Genomic DNA, 23,400 nt, shown 5'->3' on the forward strand with positions numbered 1-23,400 from the left:
TAGTGTGTAAGATCAGGTTCAGCCGCTGTTATGGTTACACCTTGAATACTGCAAGAGTGAAAAAGGGGATATAAAGATGAAAGACGTGCTATTCGTCGGGGCAGGTGGAGCACTCGGAACCTCTGCCCGTTACGGCATACAAACATTGCTGCCTGCGGCAGGGGCCGATTTTCCACTTGGCGTACTGTTCATTAATTGGATCGGCTGTCTGTTTCTCGGCTGGTTTTTCACCGTAACCTTACGGTCGTGGCGGATCAAGCCTCGCTGGCGACTTGCCATCGGAACAGGCTTTACTGGGGGCTTTACAACCTTTTCCACCTTTGCAGTGGATGCCGTGCGTCTGACGGTTCATGATCGTGCGCTTACGGCTGTGTTGTATCTGTTGCTCAGTGTATGTGGAGGTCTGTTTTTGACATGGACAGGTATTCGTCTGGGCACGAAAATGACGCAAGCTACTCCCAAGGAGGATAGCTTATGATCTGGTGGGCGGCGGCAGGTGGAATGGTCGGTACATTGGCGAGATACGGGCTTGGCATGTGGGTTGGAAAAAGGTTTGGCACCGCATTTCCGTGGGGAACGTGGATCATTAACATCAGCGGCTCATTGCTGCTCGGCTGGCTGTACGGCGAATTTACGCAGCATAATCTGTCTCCTGCACTCTGGATACTGCTAGGGACAGGTTTTTGTGGTGGCTATACCACCTTTTCAACATTCGGGTATGAATCTCTCCAACTGATCGAACGTAGAGAATATCGGCGTACGGCTGTCTATGTGCTGTCTTCCGTGGTGGTAGGAGTAACGGCGGCGGCTGTTGGATATATGATTAGTTGAACTTTATTAGTCTCCAAAATAGTCTGTAAAACGCAAAAAAAGCCTCCAAATCCCTCACGCGGCATTTTCAGCCATGAGTAAGGCTTTGAAAGCTTTTTTTATTTGGTATGTTAACAAACACATGATAGAGTACTTGCGCCTGCGAAGCTATTTTTTATCCCGTTCTTTATACAGCTCAGGCAAAAGGGATTCCAGTTCCGGTCTTGGTTCAGGATCGGACAGCTTCATTTCCTCCAGCGTTTGGACGGCAATGCGCAGCACGGTATAATCCCTGTACCAACGGTTATCCGAAGGAACGACATACCACGGAGCCTGCTTGGTTGCGCTTAGCTCCAGCACGTCCTCATAGTATTGAGTATATTGCTTCCAAAATTTACGTTCCTGCAAATCACTTGGATCAAGTTTCCAGTTTTTATGTGGCTTTTCAATCCGGTCGATTAGCTTCTCCAACTGGAATTGTTTTGAAATATGTAAAAAGATTTTGACGACCTTTACACCGCTATCCAGCAGCAGTTGTTCAAAATGTTTGATATGTTTAATATTTCGTTTGGCCTGCTTGTCGGATATCTGACCGTGAACACGTGTAATCAGTACATCCTCATAATAAGAACGGTTGAACGCCGCGATATATCCCCGCCCCGGAGTTACGCTGTGGGCACGCCACAGGAAGTCGTGACTTAATTCTTTGGCTGTAGGCGATTTAAAACTGTGGACTGTCACACCCGCCGGATTGAGGTTGGAAAATACCTGCTTGATGACGCCATCTTTTCCGCTGCAATCCATACCCTGAAATACAAATAAAACCGCCTGCTTCTTTTCCGTAAATAATTTGCTTTGTAGTTCCGCGAAGCGTTCCTTCAATTGATCTGTTTCCTGCTGAATTTCTTCTTTATTTTGATATCCTGCGTATCCTTGGGGTTCCATTCTTTTAAAGAAACTTTTTTACCCGGTGTCAGCATTCCTAATGAATCAGACATAAAGGCACGCTCCTTTTCAATTGAAGTAAGATATCTTGTCTATATCATATACCCAAATGGGGGTGTTATCAAAATTTCCTTATGTATCTTTGCTTTTCTTGGTCTAAACGGCTACATTTTCGACTTTCTGGTCACGCTTTTGGTCACAGAATTTTTTTTCAGTTTCTAGTGGATCAGATACTTCTTTTTACTCAGTAAATTGCTCAATCCTACTGCTGCATCTGACTGCGTGTTTTTCAATAAATGTGAATAAGTATCCAAAGTTATAGTTACACTACGATGTCCCAATCTTTCGGAAACAACTTTTGGATGTATCCCAATGGACAGCATCAACGAAGCAGAGGTATGTCTAAGATCGTGAAATCGAATAGATGGTAGTTCTAGTTCTTCTATCTTTCTTTTCATCAGCCTTGTAAATGTGTTTGGGAAAACTTGCTTTCCAATATTTGTACAACAGACTAAATCATTGTCCACATCTTTTTTACAACTTTAGGTCTATCTAACTTCTTTAACGGGCTTTCCATTCTTTACTTTCTTTTTTATACGATTTATTACTCCTTTTATGTCTGTAGAGGTCAATTCGCCAAGTGTTTTGTCTTTTAGAAAAGGTAAAATATGTGTGGCAATACCAGACCGATAAGATTTGGCAGTGAGTCTAGTCAAGATGAAGAAAGCTTGATCTACAGAGAGTGATACATAAGAAATCGGTTGTAGGCTTTTAACAACTTGTTATAACCCTTGATGTTGCAGAGTTTAACACTACGTTAAACTGTTGGACACAACGTCCAACTTTATCGTGTCACTTGGTGACATGATTATCTGACATTGAAATTTTAATGGTAGACAAATCTGGCTATGCAAAGCTGCGCCGTAAGAATAAGGAGTTGGATTTACTGATTAGGTGTGCTCAAGTTGAATACACTTGGATATCCCAAAACGGGAAATTAGAAGTAATAAATCGTCAATCTAAATTAGACTCATTGACATTTCAAATGTCGCGTTTCACGATAATCAAAACTCAGTAATTGACGGAGATAACGATTTGACATGGTAAAGACTTACTCTTGCTGAGATAGGTAGACTGGAGTAACTCTTCTCCATATCATTAATTAGAAGTAAGCGATCTAAACCTGAAATTTTTATGAATCCTTAAGCTTCAAAAAGCGTATATTGAGCCTGAAGCAGAGCTATAAACTTACATTTCAAGTAGGAATAAAGAATCAAATTGATGTCGGATTATGAAATATTTTGTTTAAATGGTAGATTGTTGTAAGGGTAAACTGTATATTAATAGTGGAAATGTCCAAATAAAAGGGAGGATTGAGTTGAAAACAAAATAAAATCTCAATGACTCTAGTTGTAGTGTCTTTAAAACTGGTGATGCGTTTGGACTTAGTAGTGTAGCAAGTGCTGCCAATGATTTAGTGGTTTTCTGTTGCGTCAGGAATGATAATAAGATTTCCAAATTTCCTAAAAGGGGTGCTAACCTTGAAAAGACTATTAGCTTCCAAGAAAAAACTTTTTTCCATGGTCGGAATATTATCTATTGCCGTGATTTCTATTAGTTCCACTTCTTTTGCAACTAGCTTTACCGGAGGGAGAAGCTCAGCCAATTTTAATGCATATTATGATTCCTCTGTTTCTACGAATGGCTATACCAGTGCCTATGATACCGCACGTTCTGATTGGAGCGCTGCGTCTGGATCAGTAAACATCGGTAAAACTACATCGACGAGTGGGACTCCAGACAAATATTATGTTGGTTCTACAGCTACTTCTGGTTTATTGGGAGTAACGACTCCTTATAACACATCTGGTGGTGTAGCAGGTGTAAGCGATAGATGGGCATTTGCTACTGTGGCAATTTATCATAATCAGATGGAGGCTTACGGTATGAATTCCGCACAAAAAACCTCCAACGCAACCCATGAGATTGGCCATACGTTATCTCAAGCGCATCCATCAACTTCTAGTAGCTCTGTTATGAAACAAGGTATTCAGTCTATCGGTGTTCAAGCATATGACAAGCAATCCTTAATTGCCAAGTGGGGAAACTAATTAGCGTAATAACTAATTTAGGGAAGGGGCACTATTATGACTTTTAATAAAAAAATAAAGTTGGGTATTTCTGTATTAGCGGTAGGGGGACTGATTGCTTCAGGGAGTCTTTTTTTTACATCCACGAATGCTTCTCCAAAATTTCCAGAATTAAATACTCCAAAAATCTCGTTAGAAGCTTCTTATATTGAATACGGAACGGCAGACGAGTTGGACTCCAATGCAGAACTTATTGTGATAGGGACTCCTTTACAGGATTTTGACGATCGTCAACATATCGTTACGAGCTTTGATGATGGCACTATACAAGACTTTTACACACTTACTAATGTAAAAATTGACAAGGTAATTAAGTCACCCGAAGGTGTAGCACTGAACGCAGAAGAACCTTTGTCTATAGTCGAACCGATTTCTTATATTAAAGATGCTGGGAGCAAGAAAAAAATAGCTTATGAGGATTATACTGAATTGAAGCAAAATGAAAAAAGTATTATTTTTCTCAAGAAAAATACACAAGGACAGTATAGCGTAATCAATATGGATCTCGGAAAGTTTGCTATTGAACCTTCTTCTCAATCCCCTAGTATTTCGGGGGAAAAACAAGATTCAAAAGAAAAATTCCGAAAATCAGTATTGGAAAAATATGATTTGAAATAAAATCAAAAAAAGGTCTGTTCTTTATTTAAACAAAAGAACAGACCTTTTTAGCTAATCTTTAATTCTCTCAAGTAATTTATTTATCGAATTTGTGGAGTTGACTGATATCTTGTACGCAGTATGAGTATCGTCCTTATTCACATACATAGCATTGCTGGTTGGATCGTTATGGTTAATCCATAAATAATAGGAATCTTTTGTTCCATCTTTTTGGAATGTAACTTCGTAATTTGGAGAATCCGTATTAACTGTACCTGATATCTTTTCTGATTCCTTAATTGCATTGATAAATATAATAGTGTCCGAAGTATCATTAAATGTAGCAATTACATCTTTTTTTGTTTGTTGTTGCAGTGTTGCGTCCTTCTGTAGTTTGTAGACTATTATTTTCTCCTGCCCCTTCCCGCTTTGAGAAATAACTATTTTTTCAGCGTTAGAGCTACAAGCTGTTATTAACAACAACACGATAATCAAAAACAATATTCCATTCTTTCGCATAATAGAACAAATCCCCTTTCTGAATTTTACTCTATAGACGATCCGAATTGGTGAAATGTTTCAGTTTGTAGAATAATTTTGTTTTAATGTATAAAAATAGATAATAGTGTGGGAAGAATTTTGACCGACCTCGCTATCAGGCAATGCGGCTAATGATTCGTGAGGGTGATTTTGGATAATGAAACTTTGTTTGATAGTCGCAAATTCAAAACAATAGGTGATTTAGGAAAGCTTCTTGAGGATCAATTCCTAAGTATGCTTGCTTATGTAGCTGCACAGGAAAGGTTGAAAAATAAACAACGACAAAGTGAAGGAATAGAGGTAGCCAAAGCAGCAGGGGTGAAATTTGGTCGTCCTAAGCAGGAAATCACGCCTGATTTTGTTAGGGTGTATGACAAATGGAAATCTGGAGTAATCAAGGCTGTGGAGGCAATGGAAGAATAGCACTTCCACTCCATACTTAGGTTGTTTTTTGATTCGATACAATACGCAGATTGTAGGAAAGTTGTTGAGCTGTCCTCTGATTTTCCACCATAAACGATACATAAGCAAAATGTGGGTACTCTTATTCAAGAAATCTTTGTAAACAATCCGAAAAGGTATCTAAAGTAAATAACTGAAAGGTATATGATTTTATTCCAAAATACGGTACAATCAATAAGGATAGCAAATCTTCATCTTCTATTTTATTAACCACATGTTAATTAAAGTGGAATCATATGACGAGTTCACGCTGAAAGGGTGGTTTATCCATGGAAATCACACCTACGATACGGGCAGAATTAGACAGATACCTAAAACAAGAGGGTTTGAGCATAGCACAATTCGGGAATCTTTCAGGCATTAATAGGGGGATAGTAAGTGGTATTGTGACAGGAAATAAGTCTATGTCTGTTAACCAGCTTGACCGAATTACTGAGGCCATGGGTTTACCAGAAGGCTACTTTTACGACTTATTTGTAGAAAACTACATCATCGACTTCCCCCCGAATATGAGACGAATCGAGCCATTTTTGTATCGCAGTGCGGAGTTGAACAAGCTGGATGCGATCCGTCGAGTGATGGGAGCCATCATGGACAATCTACTCTATTCGCTCAAACTATTTGACATTGCAGAAGCACTATTTGCACAGGGTCGGCATGCTGCTGCGTTGTTACTCTATGAGGGGATTGCAGAAGCGGAAAAGTACCAGCACTCCGAAAGATTGGCAGTCTGTCAATATCGTATATTCACGATTCAGATTGGAGACGATCAAAGCCGAAACCTCAGGGGATCTGCGATATTTGAAGCTTTTGTAGAGCGCCTGGATGAAATAGACCAGCTCGATGCATTAAAGGATTTGGCAAACGTGTACAGGTCCTTGCGTAAATGGGACAAGGTTGACGAAATGGCAAGGAAAATGAGAGGAAAAGCGGAAGTCCAATATTCAATGAAGCATCAGCAAAAGAATCGAAAGAACAGGGAGCATGAAAAGGGAACCAGGGGGCCGTTATTTGGATATATTGCTTATGCTGACTTATTGTGTGCCAGTGTTTGTGAAGCTCAAGGCGATTATCAGCAAGCTCTACAATATACATACGCCTACGCAGACTTGGATTGGGTCAAAGAGACTGACGAGGATACAAAACACTGGGTAAACTTATTCAAAGATTGGGCAGAAGGTAATACGTATGTAAATAAGCTCCTGTCTGGAGATACGAGTGTGCTTCCAGAGTACGTTGAATATATAGTAGTGACATCAATCGCCCGCAATAATGAGAAGCTCTCAAAGCTGTTGAACGTTATGATAGCAGCTAACCGATATGGAATAGATGTGGATGATGTCCTTTTACGTTTTGAAACGGACATTAATTCTTTTTCTCATCTCCCAGCTTCTACAGATATATATACCCAACAAGTGATACCGGACTATTTTGCATGGTTTGGTTACGAAATGGCTCATTACTATTTACATCGAAGTGTGTACAATGATGGTTTTAAATATTTGATGAATGCAATGGTAAAAGCGAATATACTAAATAACGAGACATATTTTATAAATTGTATGGGCTTATTTTTACATTTTCAGGATTATGCGGTTCCTGAAACTAAAGCAGGGTTTTTTAATCTTATTGAAAAGGTGTGGTTAAGTAATGTTAAAAAAAATGGTACTGCTAATCGTTGCGAGTAGCTTTTTATTTTTTGTAGCCGTACCCGCTCAGACGCACAATCATGATCAGGGTATTCAGACCCTTGTACAGATTGGTGGATTTTAAACGTGTAACAAATTAATAAGAGTTCGTTCAAAAATGCACTCCTAAAATGGGCTGTTGGAGAGAACCAACAGGTTCAGCCAATGAAATTTTGGGGTGCATTTTTTATATATGAGTAATCAATATACAAATGAAAAGGCAACCCCAAATAATTTTGGTTTGGTAAAGACTCAAACTGACATTGCCCAAAAGTTAAATATTAATACCTGAATTACAGAATATGCTTGAAGAACAAGATTTGAAAGCGACGACTGCTATATCCTAACTTAGGCATCATCTAACAGCAATACACACTACTTTAGACATAGTAAATCTGTTTATATCAGTTCATTTGTCACATAATATAAAAGGTAATTTCAGGATATTAGATGGATATCCGTAAACATCTCCTTCTGATAAGATTACTTCCATCTAAATTAAAGTGGGCGTGATCAAATGGGCAGAATATTGGTTCCACCTGACAAGCTGATGCAAGTGGCTGACCAGTTCTTGCAAGGAAAACAGCAAATGGGACATATGTGTGACCAACTGAATCGGCAAATGATGTTCGTCCAAGGTGGATGGGGAAAAAGTCGTACTGGATGTGCCGGGAAATGGCACACCTATTAACGGCATCCAGCGATGAAGGCTGGCTACATAAAATTTTTGAACAAATTGGAAAAGATGAGATCACCAAGGCTGAGGCCCAGATGGAAGCTAGCAAGCTTCAAGGAGAAATTTTATGGGATACTGTTCAAGGAGCAAAAGGAGCCATTCAGGAAGATTTAACCTTGGGGATGTTACCTGATAAAGAACGCGACTATGATCATCCAATGGCAGCTAAAGTAGGTGAAATTCTCGGTCACGTAGCTACGACATTGCAGGGGGCTGGTGAGGTAATAGTTGGAACAGGTGGAGAAGGATTATCAGTTGCTGTTTCATCTACAGGAGTTGGTAGTATAATCGGAATACCTGGATTGATCGGCTCAGCGGCTTTAGCGGCACATGGAGGTACAACCGCAGTTAAAAGTGCAAGTGGAATAGGGAAAAGCTCAGCGGAATTGTGGCAGATGGCGAAGGGAGAAGGTTTTGGAATACAATGAATTGGTGGAACGTTTTGAAATGGGGGAAGAGTTTCAGTTCTACTATAAAAACGATAGCTATTGGATTAGCCAGAATGAAGAAGAGTACTTTCTTACTCGTGAAAGAGACAGTTTTTCGCAGTCGTTTGAATCAGCAAGAGAGTTGTTTGCTAATGGGAAGATTGCCGACAAGACTATTTTAGAATTGTGGGATAACATAGTGATTTGAAAAAGTACAATTTCAGCTTGCCCCTTAACAATAAAAGGGTGCGAGCTTTTTTGCATAGTTAGCCTATCTGAATAAAGGGGGATGTAATTTGCATACACCTTATTATGGATACCCTTCAGCTAATGGTGATTCGATATGACTAGATGAAAAGTAGTGAGCGAAAAGCATTGATACAATAAGGTTTTTTGAGGTTTAATGAGACTAGATGAGAAGCGTATTGATATCTTGTCTATATCATATACCCAAATGGAGAAAAGAGCATCTTTTCATAAAAAAAGCGTCTCCCCATAGATAGAAGAGACGCCTTCTGTTTAAGCATTTATGCCAACATCAAACGGGGATTACTTTAAACCGTTTCAGGCTGAAGCTTTTCAACCTTGTCAATGGTTCCACCGCCCAGACACCGCTCACCATCGTAAAATACGACAGCTTGTCCGGGCGTAATAGCCTTTTGATGTACGTCGAATACGACGTGTACAGTTCCGTCCTCAAGCCATTGTAAAGTCACTTGTTGATCAGGCTGGCGATAACGGAACTTGGCTGCGCAACGGAATTCGCCGGACGGACGCGTATCCGCGCCTTCAATCCAGTTCACGTCGGTTGCAATTAGACTGGTGGAATACAGGCTATGGTGACGGTCACCCTGTACCACATACAAAATGTTCCGCTCCAGATCCTTGTCAGCTACGAACCACGGTTCGCCTGAACCGGAGCCGCCAATACCCAAGCCTTGCCGTTGGCCGAGTGTATAGTACATCAGACCATCATGGCGTCCTTTGACTTCACCTGTAGCGATATCCACCATGTCTCCGCCCTTAGCAGGCAGATACCCGCTCAGAAACTCCTTAAAATTACGCTCGCCGATGAAGCATACGCCTGTACTGTCCTTCTTCTTAGCTGTATACAGTCCCGCAGCTTCCGCGATCTTGCGGACTTCCGGCTTCGGCAAATGCCCAATAGGGAACATAGTCCGAGACAATTGCTTTTGGCTCAATGCATTCAGGAAATAGGTCTGATCCTTGTTGCTGTCCACGCCCCGCAGCAAGGTGAAACGGCCGTCTTCCTCCACAACCCGGGCGTAATGTCCTGTAGCAACATAATCCGCGCCCAAATCCAGCGCTTTATTGAGGAATTCGCCGAATTTAATTTCGCGGTTGCACATGACATCCGGGTTTGGAGTACGTCCAGCCTTATATTCATCAAGAAAATACGAGAATACTTTATCGAAGTATTCTTTTTCAAAATTGACGGTATAGTAAGGAATGTCGATCTGCTCGCAGACACGGCGTACATCCTCCGCATCCTCCTCAGCCGTACAACGGCCAAATTCATCCGTGTCATCCCAGTTTTTCATGAAGATGCCGATTACGTCATAGCCCTGCTCCTTCAGCAGCAGCGCGGTAACGGATGAGTCGACGCCCCCGGACATACCGACGACGACACGGGTTTCATGATTGGCTTTAGCCATGGTCATCACCCAATTCTTTCAATATTGTTGTAGAACCCTCCTATTGTAACATAAACGATAATAAGTTACGATGGCTGGACGATCGAACGACACGGAGAACGATGGGAGAAAGCTCCATAAAATGGGCCAAGGCCGTTCCAAATCGCCTGAAAACAACTTTTTTTAAGATTGTCAGCGTAATGTTTCCCTTTACCTGCCCTAATATGTTAACATAAGCTGAGGGTTAAGATCGGAATAGAGAGGTATATAACACCAGTTATTCCGCGTGTTTAACGGAATTGTTACTATAAGTGAGGTGGCACAATTGAAAATATCAACAAAAGGCCGTTACGGCCTGACGATTATGATGGAACTTGCAGCCAGGTTTGGCGAAGGTCCGACGTCATTGAAAAGTATTGCCGAGAAAAATCAGCTCTCCGAGCATTATCTGGAGCAGCTTATTGCGCCTTTGCGCAATGCAGGTTTGGTAAAAAGTATCCGTGGTGCTTACGGCGGTTATATTCTGGCGGGTGAACCGGCAGGGGTAACGGCTGGAGACATTATCCGTGTATTGGAAGGTCCGATTTCTCCGGTGGATTTCACTGAAGAAGACGATCCGGCGAAGCGTCAGCTATGGCTACGGATTCGTGACAGTATTGCAGAAGTGCTGGATTCCACTACACTCAAGGACTTGATCACATACCAGGAGCATGATGAATTGGATAACTACATGTTTTACATTTAGTTTCGAATCCTGCTTTTGACAAGAGAAACCTTGTTATACCAACATTTAAGCCCCACCTTATGGGGCTTAAATGTCATATAAATCACATAAAAAATCACGTTTCCTGCAAAACGCTGAGCTTGAGCACGTCGGAAAAGTGGGTTTTGATCTTCTGGTCAGCGTTCTGCTGCATTTTTGTTGTGACGTGTGTGTATATTTTTAGAGTTGTCTTTTCGTCCTCATGTCCCACTCTTTGCATAATGGTATTTAAGTCAACTCCAGCTTCAGCGAGCATACTGACATAAGTATGTCTGAATATATGGGGAGTGGCATGTTTCTTGATTGATGTGCTTTTTAGAACTCGATACATACGTGTACGTATGTGCTGCGGGTTGAGTGGATAGCCACTGTTTGTGCAAAATACAAATTCTTTATCATGATAGTTAGGAAAAAGTTTCTTTAGTTGCGGTATTTGAGCATCCTGATTAATCTGATGTTGTTTGAGCATCTCAATTATAGATTCATCGACAGGTACTATTCTGATTGATTTTTTAGTCTTTGGAGTAGTGAGTTCATACTTTTCAAAACTGTCAGCATCTATGGTTTTTGTAATTCTAATCGTATTATTTTCAAAATTAATATCTGTCCTCTTTAAAGAGCACAATTCGCCAGAACGAACCCCCGAAAAAGCAAGCACATAGAATATTTCTTTATCGTAAGGTTCTCCTTGCAGAGTAGCAGACAAAAATTCAGTTAGTTCCGCTCTATTTAAATATTTCTCCTCGATCAGTTGATCCTTATTTTCAATTTCTTCTACCGTAATAAGTTTTTCTGGAATGATTGCATCTATCGTTGGATTGTCAGTTCTGTACTTATTTTTAAGGGCATATTTAAAGATCATATTTGCTGCATTGTGTATGCCTGACATTGTATTGTACGCATACTTTTTATCATCTAAGTCGTTCAGGAAATTTTGATAATCCTGATGGGTTATTTTAATTATAGGTTTATTAACAAAGTATTTCTTCAGTGGAGCCATTTGAACGCCGCGCTGAGTGACTGTTCTGCGCTTGACCTTACCTTTAGAATAGGTTTTAAGCCATTCCTCAGCAACAGATTCAAGAGTTGCTTTTTTACTTTTTTTCGGATCAATCCCCTTTTTCATTTCGTCATAAACAGCTTGGGCCTTGGTCAAAGCTTCTTTTTTAGTATCGCCTCTTCGCGGTATCTGTCTTCTTACACCAGTAATCGGATCAGGAGGCCCCTCCAGTGTACAGATCCACTTATAGCCTTGTTTATTATTTGCCTTGATCTTTGTATAGGATGCCATGAGAATCAACTCCTTGCCAGCACAAATGATCGTAATGATTTTAGAAGAAACGCCTCAAAGGTATTACAGAGCATTATCAAAATTCTTTTGCTCCTCGATACGAGTAGATTTAGCATCTGACTCAATCGCTGTTATTGTTTGAGAGCAAGTCCTACCACCATCATTAAACCCTCTTGTAATTTTGAGAAGAAAAAAGCCCGTAACTCTCCTTTTTGGAGAACTAAGAGCTTGTAGAATGATGGTATAACAGATTCGGCACAATAATTGCAATCCACGCACTCATACAAAGCGTGACAACGAAAAACAGCGTAGAAACGTTAATACTTTTAAAATCGCTTTTAAAACACCCCTAAACTAAAAACAGCCCCTTTTCAGGGGTTATTTCCAATGAAAAATATGGAGTTCAAAGAATCGCTTCTTTGGCTTGGTTCCATTATATGCCTTTGGTCAATAGAAATCAAGATCATTTGTTCGGTTTTATGAAAAAATTACTACAGCGGCTTTGCCTTTCTATCCCCAATACAACGGATTGCTTCTAATGAGATTCGTCGTATCAAAACTCTACTCCGTTCTTTATAACTTTTAATTCAGGCTCGCTAAACAACTATAAAATGGTAAAAAGGATCACCTTTTCTATAGAATCGTTGGTACCAGCCAAATGAATCTGAAAGAAGATGGTCTCATGAAAAATTCTACTATATGTATCTTCTTTAATTTTTGTACGTATATAAGATCAAATAAAGTCAAATGAATTTTTAAAGACACCAAGAAATAACTACAAGAGGTGAGTACATATGATTCCTATTGTTAATTCTCAAGGAAGCATTATGGTTGTTAATATAAGTGACATTATTTCTATTTCCTTACTCAAGGGGGAAATAGAAATTAGAACAAGGACAAGAAGGGGAAGACCTTTAAGATCACTAAATGAGTACGAACAGTACCTTTTTCCCTTAGGGTTTGAAAAAGCATCAAAATCGGAGATAGTTAACACTAATCAAATATGGCGATTTTGTGAACAAAATCAAACGCTATATTTCGACAAAAATCGCAAAATCAAGGGCATAAAAGTTTCTCGTAGAAATCAGCGAAATTTTAAGGCACTTTGACCGTTCACTCCCCTTGAACGGTCATTTTTCATTCGACAGCATTTGCAAAAGCTGTTTGATAATATAGGCATATAAGACCATTACATAGGTTTTAGAGATGGGAGTGATCTGCATCAAAGGTCATAACAAAACATATAAATCATTTTTTTAGTTGTTTGAGGAAGTAGTAGCATGTTCGAAATAAAACAGTTCCTACATTCTAAAAATAAATTGTCAAGGATATACCCAAATTTACGAAACACATAATAACACGAAATCAAACGTATGTTCGTGTTTTGTGAAACAGAATGGACGTGACCTCATATGTGTGAAGAATTCAAACAAGTATTTAAAACAATTGAAATATTAAATCGAGAAGACCCTGATGAAGTATATGAATTCATAAAAGAAAGGCTGAAAGAAGAATTGCCAAAGTCATAGATCCTTATACACTAAACTTATTAAAGCCTCTAACCTATTTGCATCTTTGGGATCTGTTAAGTCAAGATTATATTTTTTAATCAGATCCCTCACGATTCTCTCAGTAATCTCTTGTTTGAGTTCCTTCTTCTCGTCTATCTGGTCAGAGTAACGCTTATTTGTTCTGCCTAACAGATAATCTGTAGAAGTGTTAAAAAGTTCTGCTAATTTCATGAGAGTTCCATCTCTGGGTATTCTCCCTTTACTCTTCGATTCATAACCTGCTATGGTTGGACGCTGAACTCCTAATCTGTTGGCTAAATCCTCCTGGCTCCATCCATATTCTTCTCTTAGCGTTTTTAGACGTTCTGAAAAAGTCGCCACTATATCACCACCGGAACATTATATATACATTTTATAGTTTTTTGTTCCTAAAAGAAACGTAGACAAACGGAACTTTATTATTGACAAAGTTCCGTTTAGGAACTAAAATTCACTTATATATAGTTCCTAAACGGAACTTAAAAGAGGTGTGAATATATGAGAACACAATTAATTAAACGGACTTAAGAATGCTGAAAGTAGAGTTCGACACAAGTAAACTCGAAACACTTATTGACGCTGCTGTTTCAAAGGCAATGGAGCAGTACGCCCCACCTCCAAACTCTAATCAACTCCCCCCACTGATGACCAAGAAACAATTAATGGAATTGCTTGACATTGGAGCTACTAAAGCAACTGAACTTCTAAACAGAGATGACTTTCCTGTGATTCGTGAATTCGGTCATCCTCGTGTCCCGACTCGTCTGTTCATGGAATGGGTGGAAAGTCACACGGATTGGATTAACGAAAATGCAGGGAACGAGTGGAACAGACGGAGGGGAGCCTAATGGCTACCCGATCTTTTTATACACATATTTTTGAATGTTTAATGCTTGAAAAATGAAAATTTCAGGAGGTACTCTGATGGGAGCTGCATTCGCGATTCAGGTTATGACTGGCAAAGAATCTAACGTTCAACGGCTAATGGACTGGGCATTCTCTAAAAATGAGAATGCTCAAAAATGGATCAAGGCTGTACATAACTTTACTGAGTCTACAGTCCGTATTCTTAGTGGTGGCAACTTGGGCAAAGAAATCAAACGTACTATTATGCCAGGATATATCTTTATTGAAATGAACTATAGTGTAGATGAAAATAACCAGTCAGCTTATATTCCAGCAGACGTGTGGCATCTCATTAAGAGTATCCCCGGAGTTTTAAAACAGTTCACTGGATCAGGTCAAATTATTGGAGAAGAAGAGTTTCGCAAAATGCTGGGTTTGGACACAGAAGAACAGATTGAAGTTGCTATTCCTGTTCAAGAAATTGAATCGGAAGCGTCCAAAGTCAATGAAACTGAGCGTAATATGAAGAACGCTCTACACCAAGTGAATACAGCGAGTACCAAAGAAGAGCAAGTGCAAGCAGAGCAGGCATTGGAAGTGGCTGAACAGCAAATGAATGATCTATTGGAGAAATCGTATGAGGAATCAGTTGGGGCTGTGGGTGCTGAACTAAAAGAAATTGAACATGATGCTGGCAGCAATAGTGTAGTCAGCAAGATTAAAATATTTCTTCGCAACAGTAAGGAGATTGTCCGCTTTCCCAAAATGCTGTTGGAAAAAATTATAGTGCGAACGGATTCCAAAAGCAAACCATCCCCTTATGAGGTTGTTGAACAGCTATTCAAACATTTACGCCAGCAGTTAGGGGCAAGCTGATGGACGCTCCTTTATCGGAATCCAGTATAGGACATATCGTTTATTTCATTCATCCCCGTAGTGGCATCCTGAATGCAGAAAATGACTTCGGAATTGCTCAATGGATGCCGGAAGATGGGGGAGAACCATTTGCCATCAAAGGTTCCTTGTTTGGGATTAACAAAGGTGAGCGGATAACTGTACATGGAAATTGGGAGACTCATACGAAGTATGGACAGCAATTTGTAGTTGCTCATTGGGAACGTCCATTACCCCAAACCAAAGACCAGCTTGTGTCTTTCCTCAGTTCAAAATTTGTAAAGGGCTGCGGAAAGAAAAGAGCAGAGCTGATCGTGCAGAAACTTGGCGATCAGGCGCTGGAGCGAATTATGAATGAAGGTGTTGGCTGTCTTGTAGGCATTAAGGGAATAGGCCCGAAAAATGCGACTAAAATTGCGGACAGCATTAAAAGCAATTTTGAAATCCAGCAGATTATGATGGCTTTACTTCCCTATGGTATCACTGCCGAAACTATAACCAAGATGTATAAGCAATGGGACGCGGAATGCGTGGACATTGTACGCCGTAATCCATATCGGCTTACAGAAATCCGTTTAATTGGGTTTCTCAAAGCTGATGAAATCGCTATGGCTATTGGCATCAGTATAGATTCACCATACCGTCTGAATGCTGCATTGCAGTATGTGCTTAATGAAATATGCTACGGCGGTGGTCATTGTTTTGTCTTTGAATGTGAACTGATGGATCGCACGATGGAACTTTTAAAAGGTGTTCCTCAGCAAGATATTTTGAGCGAATTACAGCTCATGTCTGCTCATGAACAGGTGATTTGGGAGGAAGAGAAAGTATATCTCAAGCACTTGTATGTTTATGAAAAGAAACTTGCCCATAAGCTGGCTTGCATGGCAAACCGGAGTGGCGGAGCTATGCCTTCTTTAGATATTTTTATCAAGCAATATCAGATGCAACATAGAATTGTACTGGCTGAAAAGCAGCGTGAAGCCATACGTGAGTTGTTCAGACAGCAATTGTTGATTGTCACTGGCAATCCTGGTACAGGAAAAACGACTGTCGTTAAAGCCATGATAGACATTTACCGCAGGCATTATCCTGACGCAGCTATAGGGTTATGTGCTCCGACAGGTCGCGCAGCTCGTAAGTTGGGGGAGTTGACGGGGATGGATTCCTCGACGATTCATATGATGCTTGGATTCCGACCTGGTGCTGATCCGATGTACGGTGAGGATATGCCTTTGCCGTATGATCTTGTTTTTACGGACGAAGTATCTATGAAGGATTTGCAGTTGGCGTATAACTTATTTCAGGCGATTGGTCCGAATACAAAAGTGGTGCTAATTGGAGACAGCGATCAGCTTCCGTCTGTTGGGCCGGGAAATGTGTTGCATGACATGATTGCAGCAGGAATCCCGCATATCCGTTTGAGTGAAATTTTCCGTCAGGCGAAAGAAAGCCAGATTATCATGAATGCCCACCGAATTAACCGTGGTGAGCAGATTGTCATTGATAAGAGTAAAGACGATTTCTTCTTCATTGAGCAGCCTGAGCCGGAGCGAATTGCCCATTTAATTGTTCTCAGTGTGTTGCGCTTCTTGGACAAGGGTTACAAGATTGAAGATATTCTTGTCCTTTCTCCAATGAAAAAAGGAGTTATTGGCACAGAAGAGTTGAACAATGCTTTGCAAGCAGCGGTGAATCCTCCATCTGTGGATAAGGTGGAACTGACAGCCGGAGGACGTGTTTATCGTCAAGGGGACAAAGTGATTCAGATACGCAACGATTATAAGAAGAAAGCCTTGAATGGCGACATTGGTGTGGTTGTAGGCACGGCTTTTGTGGAGGACGAAGAAGGCGAGCTGACGGATGAAATAGGGCTGGCTTGTGAATTTCATGGGAGAACTACTGTCTATACCAAACAGGAACTCAAAGACTTGCTCTTAGCTTATGCCACAACTATTCACAAAGCTCAAGGCGGTCAAGCACCTATGGTCATCATGCCTGTTTCTACGAGCCATTATGTGATGCTGGCGAGGAATCTCTTTTATACAGGTGCAACTCGTGCAGAGCGAGTATGTGTCATGATAGGAACCCATAAGGCGTTGAGTGTGGCTGTTTCCAATAACAAGATGGTTCGACGCAATACGGGGCTGAGGGAACGGATTGAGCAATATATGCGGAGTATCCACGCGCAAAGGAAGGTGAACATATGAATATCGAAGAATTTCTAATGATTTTTGAATGGTACGGCATTGCGGAAGGTGAAGCAGGAGTTGATTTGGAAGAGCGAAAGCTGATGGCACGTTTATTTAAGCAATTGTCGGAAGAAGATCAAGTCACCGTTCATAAAGAACACTCTGAGTGCATTCACGATCTTTTGACGGGAGAGTTGAAATAAACAACTTGAGGGAACTGTTATGGATAAAGTAATGAAACTAAAGCGGACACTACAACAGGCTGAACTCGAAGCTAAAAGGCGATCAGAGATTGATTTGAATGCTGTAAATATGGAAGATGCGAAGGCCAATGAACAAGGGTTCATGATTGTCCGAAAAAAACAGAAGGCTGCTAACCAGACAAGGTTTTCCCAAACTATTGATTTAAATATATCGTATTTGTGTCAGTCACAATATTTAAGCAGTGCAGAGTTTAGCTTCGTCTTTACACTCGCTCCAATGTTGAAGATTGGGGTGAATGCAATCGTTGATCCTCAGACGGGACAATACTGTTCCGTGTCGGAAATTGCTTCGTTTTTGAAGCGAAGTCGGCAAAAGACGAGTGAAATGATTTCCACTCTAATTGAAAAGGGGATTATGTACGAGTTTGCTAATGTTCATGAACTTAAAATTCACGGTCGCCATGTTACCCGGCGACCATTTTTTTTGAATCCAGAAATCCTGTGTTGTGGAGATAAAAGTAAGCTGGAAAGCGGGATTACCCAGCTTATGATTCACTACAATATTTTAGAGAAGGCAGGAATTAAGTTGCCGATCAAGGCCGTTCTTGAACCTCACAGTAGATATGGGAAATTGGTTAGACGAAAGACGTTTTTGGAGTTGCAAAAAAAGTGGAATAAAAAGTAAAACAATTTGAATTTCCCTGGAAAACGTGTGTGTAGGGGGTGTCACCAAAAAGGGACACATGTGTCACGAAAAGGTGACACCCTAAAATGGCTAAAAAGGCTTGTGTATCAAGGGTTTCTGGTGTTTTGGGCAGTGGTCTTTCTTCTTAATCTATATATATGCAATGACGATGGGTTACTCGAATAATTTGTCTATACCAATTCAGCGAAAACAGGAGGGAGTATGAAGATGGAGATTACCAAAAATGTACGCATCCAGTTTAGTTTTGGCGAATCAGATGACGAGGATACACATGAAGTTGATTTGCAAATTTCATGGGATGATTCAAAAATAGCAAAAACATCGGCGGCGATAAAAAAATCACTGGATGAAGCTGTACAAAAATGGGTTGAGGAAAATGTAAGTTACAAATGGGAAGAGGTTGAAGAGGAAGAATCATGAGTATTAATATTTCGGGGCATGCGCGTGTGCAACATGATTGGTTTCAAAGCGCCGGAAGCGGTTGGTGTCACATCTGGCGAATGGTGGCTGAGGGGACTGGAGAGAAGAAGGCTGGAGCATACGCCGTCATAAAGGCTAAGAAGCCGCAGAGAGCCGTTTCGCCCCAAGTCCTGCCAGCCCATAGGCTCAGCATAAATCTTAGCACTATCGAAATGGAACATAGCCCTTGTCCTGTTGGATCAGGTCGAGGGCTTTTTGCTTGTGCGCCCGGCATGGGCGATAACTTGGCGGTGAAAGTCCGCTACAGGCTTGGCAGTAGGAACTGTTAGCCAAGGGCAAGGATGACCGCCACGAGGCGGAATCTGAAGGAAGCCGGAGGCAAACCCTCGGTCTGACGAGTAGAAATCACATAGAAGGCATGGTGGGACGGACGAGCTTGCAAGACAAAGCAAAGTCCAATACAGCCCGGATCCATGATGTAAATGTGGCAGATTGATGAGGGGAAGGTTATCGCTCTTACCCGGGGAGATCTCACAGACGTTAAGTAGGAAAAAAACCGAAAGATGGAGTAAAGCTTGCTGTGAGAAGTCAGCAGACGCCATACTACCGGGAACTTTTTTTCTCGGGAAGGGCCGAACAATCGTAAGTCTCGAGTACACACGGGAAGGAGAAACGACGCGATGAAAGCAGAATACCGAAAGGGCTGCCCGCAAAGGGATAGTGTGGAACACAAAGAGTATGCGGGAGCACGGAGTGTCGAAGCTCGGGAAAGTAGGGACAATTTATAAAAGGTTGATTATCAGGTGTATATTATCTTTTTGGCTAGGTAATTATAAAAGTGTTCACAGGCATTGGTAATTGCCTTAGCCTTCTTCTGTCGTAATTCTGTGCTGCGATTAAACAGGAGTCAATCAGTTACTTATAATCAGCTTTGAATCGACAACCATATAAAAAGTTAAGGAGTGAACATAAAATGGACCCAATACTGCTCTACAGTGGCGTTGGACAAAAATCTCGATTTTATTTCAATAAAACTAACGGTACTATCATGCTCGCCGAACAATCTAACGTTGATGTTTTTTTTGTTCAGAATGACCAGTGGACACCCCTGGCACTAAATACCCCTATTCAAACTCCGTTACCTTATGAAGGAATGATGAGTATCGCGGGAAAAAGCAACGGGCTAGGTCATGCTATCTTACACCATGTTTTTCCAGATGGCTCTATCACAGATGAGTTGCGCATAGATATGGCAAACATACCTGTGGTCCTCGATATTGACGCAAACCGGGACGGAGTTGTCGGTCAGCTTGAAGAAGGAAAGAGAAATTGGGTTTGGGGTAAAGGGCAACCCGGGGCCATCGTATTGGTTAATAACGATCGCGACATTTCGGACCTTTCCCCTGGCCCAAATGAACATTCAGAACTAGCTCCTCTAATTGTTCGACCTACAGGCTTGGAACGATTGCCCGAGGGGATTGAACTGGTTCTCTACACCCCACCCGAAACGGCTCATCGATTCGCCGTATTCCGTAAGAAAGCCAACGGCTCATTGGAGTCCTTTTTGGGGCGCAGACCCAATCAAGAACCGCTTTCCCAATCTGCACCACTGGATCCTCGCGGAGAGCATTTATTAATTGAAGCTTATGATTTCCCAGGTCCTTTTTTTGATGGGTTAATCACTTTAGAATTGCATTTGCGCCGGACAGGAGGAATCCCCGCCGCTATGGACACTGTGGTCTTCCGCGTAGCACCTTGGATTATGACACCGAACACGCTTACTGTCGAGCAGGTATTCACATGTGTCATTCCTAGTACTGAAGAAGGCGAAAACTCAAAATTTCTTGAAGGTCTTACCAGCGCGTGTAGCAGCCTTGGCGTTCCCTTGCGCCTAATCCCCTTTGTTGAAAACAAAGGCGATCGCTGGATACAAGATGAAATCGAAATCGGGTATTGTGAAAGTCCGACCCATAGCTTACCAGTTGTCTTTGACAGTCCACGCGACAGAGGTCTGGATGATTTCCCAGAAAAACGGCTTTTTGGACCTGACTTCGGTCACTTCCAAGTTGGAGGCAGCACTCCGAATTCGCTCGATTCATTCGGAAACCTAGAAGTGAGTCCACCTGTTACTGTAAAGGGACGTCATTACCCATTCGGGAGAATCATCTTCGGAGGCCGTGCTTACGGAGACTATGAGGAAGGTTCCCGTCAGATGATGCCACATTTGCGTCATTTTCTTCACGCTCAAAAAGTACAAAGCCCGATTGAAATATTCACAGACTGGCTTTCAGTAGGTCATGTGGATGAAATTATTGGCTTTGTTCCTGCATCAAACGACAAAGGGTTTAAACTGCTAGTTGCCTCTCCGATGCGAGCTAAAGCTGTGCTCGACCGTCTTGCACAAGAAGGCCACGGCAAAACAATAATGTTCAAAGGTCTATTCCGTAGTCAGGACGGACAGAGGGTATCAGCAGAAACGACGGTTCATGATCTGTTGTCTGATACTCACTTTTGGAGCGAAAATAGATACTTTCAAAAATGCATGGATATTAACCGGCGAATCCTGAGAGAGAATTTGGATCTGACCGACGTTGACGTTATTGAGATCCCGGTTTTATTTCACCCACGTTCATCGATCGACAAACGGACCGCTGCCTTTTTCCCAGACATGGTTAATCATCTGGTGATCAACAATACGAGTTTAGTACCAAAACCCTATGGTCCGGTAATCAACGGGGAAGATGAATTTGAACGCGCCTTCCGAAATGCGCTTCCAGAACGGGACGTCCGATTTATTGATGATTGGTACAGCTATCATGAGATGCTCGGTGAGGTACACTGTGGAACAAATGTACGTCGCAAACCATTTACCCACATTAAATGGTGGGAACTTATCCCAGAAGGGGGATACAACTTATAGAACCTACCAAAACAATATTTTTTTCACCAATCTTTATAGAAAACCAAGGTAGATCATCTGTTTTTTATGTGAATCCCTAAAACGATAGGAGGCAATTTATGAGTGCGATATTTGGAGAAGTGTTGGTTTTCCCCCACGGTGATGAAGAAATAAAATTGCGAGTATTTGGTGATGAATTTTATGCGAGGTACGAAACATTAGATGGCTATAGTGTCGTATTCGATGATAGCCTGGGCAAATATTGTTATGCAGATTTAAAAAATGGTCACTTTGTATCTACAGGAACAGAGGTAACAGGTCCTGTAGCTGCCGAAATAGCTCCACACCTTAAAGAAGATTTATCGGTTCAAACCAAATTACATCAAAGCAGGTTTCATGAACTTCTACCAGATTTAACTGATCCACGCATAAACCGTTCAAGCAGACCGAGTAACGAACTAAGGAGAACGCATGGTCCGAATAATGGTTTACTTGACGGCATGGTAGTCACCCAAGGTAATGTATTGGGACTTACCGTATTGGTAGAATTTGCTGATGTTTCGACATCTGTTACTCGAAATGATGTTGACGAAATGTTAAATGGCGAGAACTATCATAAAAACGGTAACTATTGTTCAGCCCGAGAATATTTCAAAATGATGTCCAGCGGAAAATTAAATTATAGTAATCTCGTAGTAGGACCTGTTAGGTTGTCCCATCCAAGGGACTACTACAAGGAAAACCTATTTGTAAAAGAAGCAATGGACATTGTCGTGAACGATTTACATGTTGACCTATCGCAATTTGATTCTACCGGAGAGGGCATTGTTGATGCGATAAACTTTCTATACGCAGGAATGTCCCTATATGAAGGCAACCTTTGGCCCCACAATTCAGTCACAGAACTAGAATATAATGGTATCCGTACGTATTTTTATTTGTTGACCGGTCTCGGACAACCCAATACCATAAGTATAGGTACATTTTGCCATGAAACTGGCCATCTACTATGTCGCTTTCCTGATATTTATGACTATGGAAAACGTGACAATGATTTAGATAAAAGTGCAGGAATTGGTGACTACTGTCTAATGGGCTCAGGCAATCACCTAAATAACGGTCTGACCCCATCTCCGGTTTGCGCCTATTTGAGAAATTTAGCTGGCTGGTGTGACAACCACATTGATTTGAACAATGGGGGAGCGTTCACTGCTAAGCATGGTAATTATGATACGATTATGAAATTTCGGTTAGATAAACCTAATGAATATTTTCTTATTGAAAATCGCACAGCTTTGGATTTGGACAAAAACCTGCCTTCTAGCGGCCTCGCCATTTACCATTGCGATACTGAAGGTTCTAACGAATACGAAGAAGGTACCCCAACTAGACATTATCAAGTAGCCCTGTTACAAGCGGATGGGAATCGAGATCTAGAACGCAATCTGAACAATGGAGATAGAGGAGATTTATTCGGTGAGGTTACCGGAATAGCCATCTCCAGTAACACCAATCCATCTAGCAAACGGTGGGATCGCACTGATTCAGGACTAGTAATTTCAAATGTTACTAACCCCGGTGTAAATATTGAATTTCAAGTAGAGTCTACCCTATAGTCTACAGAA

Annotated in this window: 24 protein-coding genes and 1 pseudogene; 18 read left to right on the forward strand and 7 right to left on the reverse strand. The window is 41.3% G+C overall.

Annotated elements, in window-relative coordinates; all coding sequences use genetic code 11:
* The first annotated feature begins 76 nt into the window (after positions 1-76).
* Together crcB (ASL14_RS19295) and crcB (ASL14_RS19300) are read left to right on the forward strand one after the other, a co-directional pair.
* Positions 77-478: a fluoride efflux transporter CrcB gene (crcB, locus tag ASL14_RS19295; protein ID WP_134913081.1), complete on the forward strand. Its 402-nt coding sequence runs from the start codon at positions 77-79 to the stop codon at positions 476-478.
* Positions 475-831, forward strand: coding sequence for a fluoride efflux transporter CrcB (crcB, locus tag ASL14_RS19300; protein ID WP_134913082.1), 357 nt, complete (start codon positions 475-477; stop codon positions 829-831). Before crcB (ASL14_RS19295) ends, crcB (ASL14_RS19300) begins: the two co-directional genes overlap by 4 nt.
* Positions 832-978: 147 nt before the next feature.
* Here crcB (ASL14_RS19300) and ASL14_RS19305 read toward each other — a convergent pair whose 3' ends face one another.
* The 3 genes from ASL14_RS19305 to ASL14_RS29630 form a co-directional block, all read right to left on the reverse strand.
* Entirely contained in the window at positions 979-1,755 is a 777-nt protein-coding gene (locus ASL14_RS19305) for a PPK2 family polyphosphate kinase (RefSeq protein ID WP_134913083.1), read from the reverse strand.
* Between the two features lie 218 nt (positions 1,756-1,973).
* Positions 1,974-2,282, reverse strand: a complete 309-nt coding sequence (locus ASL14_RS19310; protein WP_223264037.1) for a tyrosine-type recombinase/integrase — start codon at positions 2,280-2,282, stop codon at positions 1,974-1,976.
* 21 nt (positions 2,283-2,303) lie between these two features.
* Positions 2,304-2,471 carry a tyrosine-type recombinase/integrase gene (locus ASL14_RS29630; RefSeq protein WP_189338177.1) on the reverse strand — a complete coding sequence of 56 codons (168 nt, stop codon included), beginning with the start codon at positions 2,469-2,471 and terminating at the stop codon, positions 2,304-2,306.
* Positions 2,472-3,287: 816 nt separating this feature from the next.
* Between ASL14_RS29630 and ASL14_RS19320 the strand changes: the two genes are divergently transcribed.
* Both ASL14_RS19320 and ASL14_RS19325 read left to right on the forward strand, forming a co-directional pair.
* Positions 3,288-3,866, forward strand: a complete 579-nt coding sequence (locus ASL14_RS19320) for a hypothetical protein (protein ID WP_223264366.1) — start codon at positions 3,288-3,290, stop codon at positions 3,864-3,866.
* A 36-nt stretch (positions 3,867-3,902) separates the two neighbouring features.
* Positions 3,903-4,523, forward strand: coding sequence for a hypothetical protein (locus tag ASL14_RS19325; protein WP_134913085.1), 621 nt, complete (start codon positions 3,903-3,905; stop codon positions 4,521-4,523).
* 51 nt (positions 4,524-4,574) lie between these two features.
* Here the strand turns inward: ASL14_RS19325 and ASL14_RS19330 are convergent, their stop codons facing one another.
* Positions 4,575-5,021 (reverse strand): YhfM domain-containing protein, encoded by a 447-nt coding sequence (locus tag ASL14_RS19330; protein ID WP_134913086.1) that lies wholly within the window; start codon positions 5,019-5,021, stop codon positions 4,575-4,577.
* A 171-nt stretch (positions 5,022-5,192) separates the two neighbouring features.
* On the opposite strand from ASL14_RS19330, the gene ASL14_RS19335 reads away from it, so the two are divergent.
* From ASL14_RS19335 to ASL14_RS19350, 4 genes and pseudogenes are all read left to right on the forward strand, one after another.
* Positions 5,193-5,465: a recombinase family protein gene (locus ASL14_RS19335; protein ID WP_223264038.1), complete on the forward strand. Its 273-nt coding sequence runs from the start codon at positions 5,193-5,195 to the stop codon at positions 5,463-5,465.
* Positions 5,466-5,773: 308 nt separating this feature from the next.
* Positions 5,774-7,192, forward strand: coding sequence for a helix-turn-helix domain-containing protein (locus ASL14_RS19340; protein WP_134913087.1), 1,419 nt, complete (start codon positions 5,774-5,776; stop codon positions 7,190-7,192).
* Between the two features lie 517 nt (positions 7,193-7,709).
* Positions 7,710-8,347: pseudogene (locus ASL14_RS19345) on the forward strand (WXG100 family type VII secretion target); the annotation flags it as partial.
* Entirely contained in the window at positions 8,343-8,564 is a 222-nt protein-coding gene (locus tag ASL14_RS19350) for a hypothetical protein (protein ID WP_044648694.1), read from the forward strand. The pseudogene ASL14_RS19345 and the gene ASL14_RS19350, both read left to right, overlap by 5 nt.
* Before the next feature lie 346 nt (positions 8,565-8,910).
* Here the strand turns inward: ASL14_RS19350 and mnmA are convergent, their stop codons facing one another.
* Positions 8,911-10,032 carry a tRNA 2-thiouridine(34) synthase MnmA gene (gene mnmA / locus ASL14_RS19355; protein WP_187644802.1) on the reverse strand — a complete coding sequence of 374 codons (1,122 nt, stop codon included), beginning with the start codon at positions 10,030-10,032 and terminating at the stop codon, positions 8,911-8,913.
* Between the two features lie 304 nt (positions 10,033-10,336).
* Here mnmA and cymR point away from each other — a divergent pair, with 304 nt between their 5' ends.
* Positions 10,337-10,756, forward strand: a complete 420-nt coding sequence (gene cymR, locus ASL14_RS19360) for a cysteine metabolism transcriptional regulator CymR (protein WP_014282941.1) — start codon at positions 10,337-10,339, stop codon at positions 10,754-10,756.
* A gap of 94 nt (positions 10,757-10,850) precedes the next feature.
* Here cymR and ASL14_RS19365 read toward each other — a convergent pair whose 3' ends face one another.
* Positions 10,851-12,065 (reverse strand): tyrosine-type recombinase/integrase, encoded by a 1,215-nt coding sequence (locus tag ASL14_RS19365; RefSeq protein WP_134913089.1) that lies wholly within the window; start codon positions 12,063-12,065, stop codon positions 10,851-10,853.
* A gap of 827 nt (positions 12,066-12,892) precedes the next feature.
* Here ASL14_RS19365 and ASL14_RS29635 point away from each other — a divergent pair.
* Entirely contained in the window at positions 12,893-13,174 is a 282-nt protein-coding gene (locus ASL14_RS29635) for a LytTR family transcriptional regulator DNA-binding domain-containing protein (RefSeq protein WP_223264367.1), read from the forward strand.
* Positions 13,175-13,588: 414 nt separating this feature from the next.
* Here ASL14_RS29635 and ASL14_RS19375 read toward each other — a convergent pair whose 3' ends face one another.
* Positions 13,589-13,957 (reverse strand): helix-turn-helix domain-containing protein, encoded by a 369-nt coding sequence (locus ASL14_RS19375; protein WP_189338178.1) that lies wholly within the window; start codon positions 13,955-13,957, stop codon positions 13,589-13,591.
* Between the two features lie 320 nt (positions 13,958-14,277).
* Here ASL14_RS19375 and ASL14_RS28225 point away from each other — a divergent pair, with 320 nt between their 5' ends.
* The 8 genes from ASL14_RS28225 (at position 14,278) to ASL14_RS19420 (ending at position 23,391) form a co-directional block, all read left to right on the forward strand.
* Positions 14,278-14,463 (forward strand): hypothetical protein, encoded by a 186-nt coding sequence (locus ASL14_RS28225; RefSeq protein WP_223264039.1) that lies wholly within the window; start codon positions 14,278-14,280, stop codon positions 14,461-14,463.
* 76 nt (positions 14,464-14,539) lie between these two features.
* On the forward strand, positions 14,540-15,337 hold the full coding sequence (locus ASL14_RS19385) for a transcription termination/antitermination NusG family protein (RefSeq protein WP_189338179.1): 798 nt from the start codon (positions 14,540-14,542) through the stop codon (positions 15,335-15,337).
* Positions 15,337-17,565 (forward strand): SF1B family DNA helicase RecD2, encoded by a 2,229-nt coding sequence (gene recD2 / locus ASL14_RS19390; RefSeq protein WP_134913094.1) that lies wholly within the window; start codon positions 15,337-15,339, stop codon positions 17,563-17,565. Before ASL14_RS19385 ends, recD2 begins: the two co-directional genes overlap by 1 nt.
* Positions 17,562-17,750: a hypothetical protein gene (locus tag ASL14_RS19395; RefSeq protein WP_134913095.1), complete on the forward strand. Its 189-nt coding sequence runs from the start codon at positions 17,562-17,564 to the stop codon at positions 17,748-17,750. Before recD2 ends, ASL14_RS19395 begins: the two co-directional genes overlap by 4 nt.
* A 19-nt stretch (positions 17,751-17,769) precedes the next feature.
* Positions 17,770-18,435, forward strand: a complete 666-nt coding sequence (locus ASL14_RS19400) for a hypothetical protein (protein WP_134913096.1) — start codon at positions 17,770-17,772, stop codon at positions 18,433-18,435.
* A gap of 228 nt (positions 18,436-18,663) precedes the next feature.
* The gene (locus tag ASL14_RS19405) at positions 18,664-18,876 is read left to right on the forward strand and encodes a hypothetical protein (protein ID WP_134913097.1); all 213 of its coding nucleotides are present in this window, start codon (positions 18,664-18,666) and stop codon (positions 18,874-18,876) included.
* A 973-nt stretch (positions 18,877-19,849) separates the two neighbouring features.
* On the forward strand, positions 19,850-21,796 hold the full coding sequence (locus tag ASL14_RS19415) for a protein-arginine deiminase family protein (RefSeq protein ID WP_134913098.1): 1,947 nt from the start codon (positions 19,850-19,852) through the stop codon (positions 21,794-21,796).
* 98 nt (positions 21,797-21,894) lie between these two features.
* Positions 21,895-23,391 (forward strand): M6 family metalloprotease domain-containing protein, encoded by a 1,497-nt coding sequence (locus tag ASL14_RS19420; RefSeq protein ID WP_134913099.1) that lies wholly within the window; start codon positions 21,895-21,897, stop codon positions 23,389-23,391.
* Positions 23,392-23,400 lie beyond the last annotated feature (9 nt).

Origin of the sequence: Paenibacillus sp. IHB B 3084 (assembly GCF_001447315.1) — a bacterium.
Taxonomy (GTDB): domain Bacteria; phylum Bacillota; class Bacilli; order Paenibacillales; family Paenibacillaceae; genus Paenibacillus.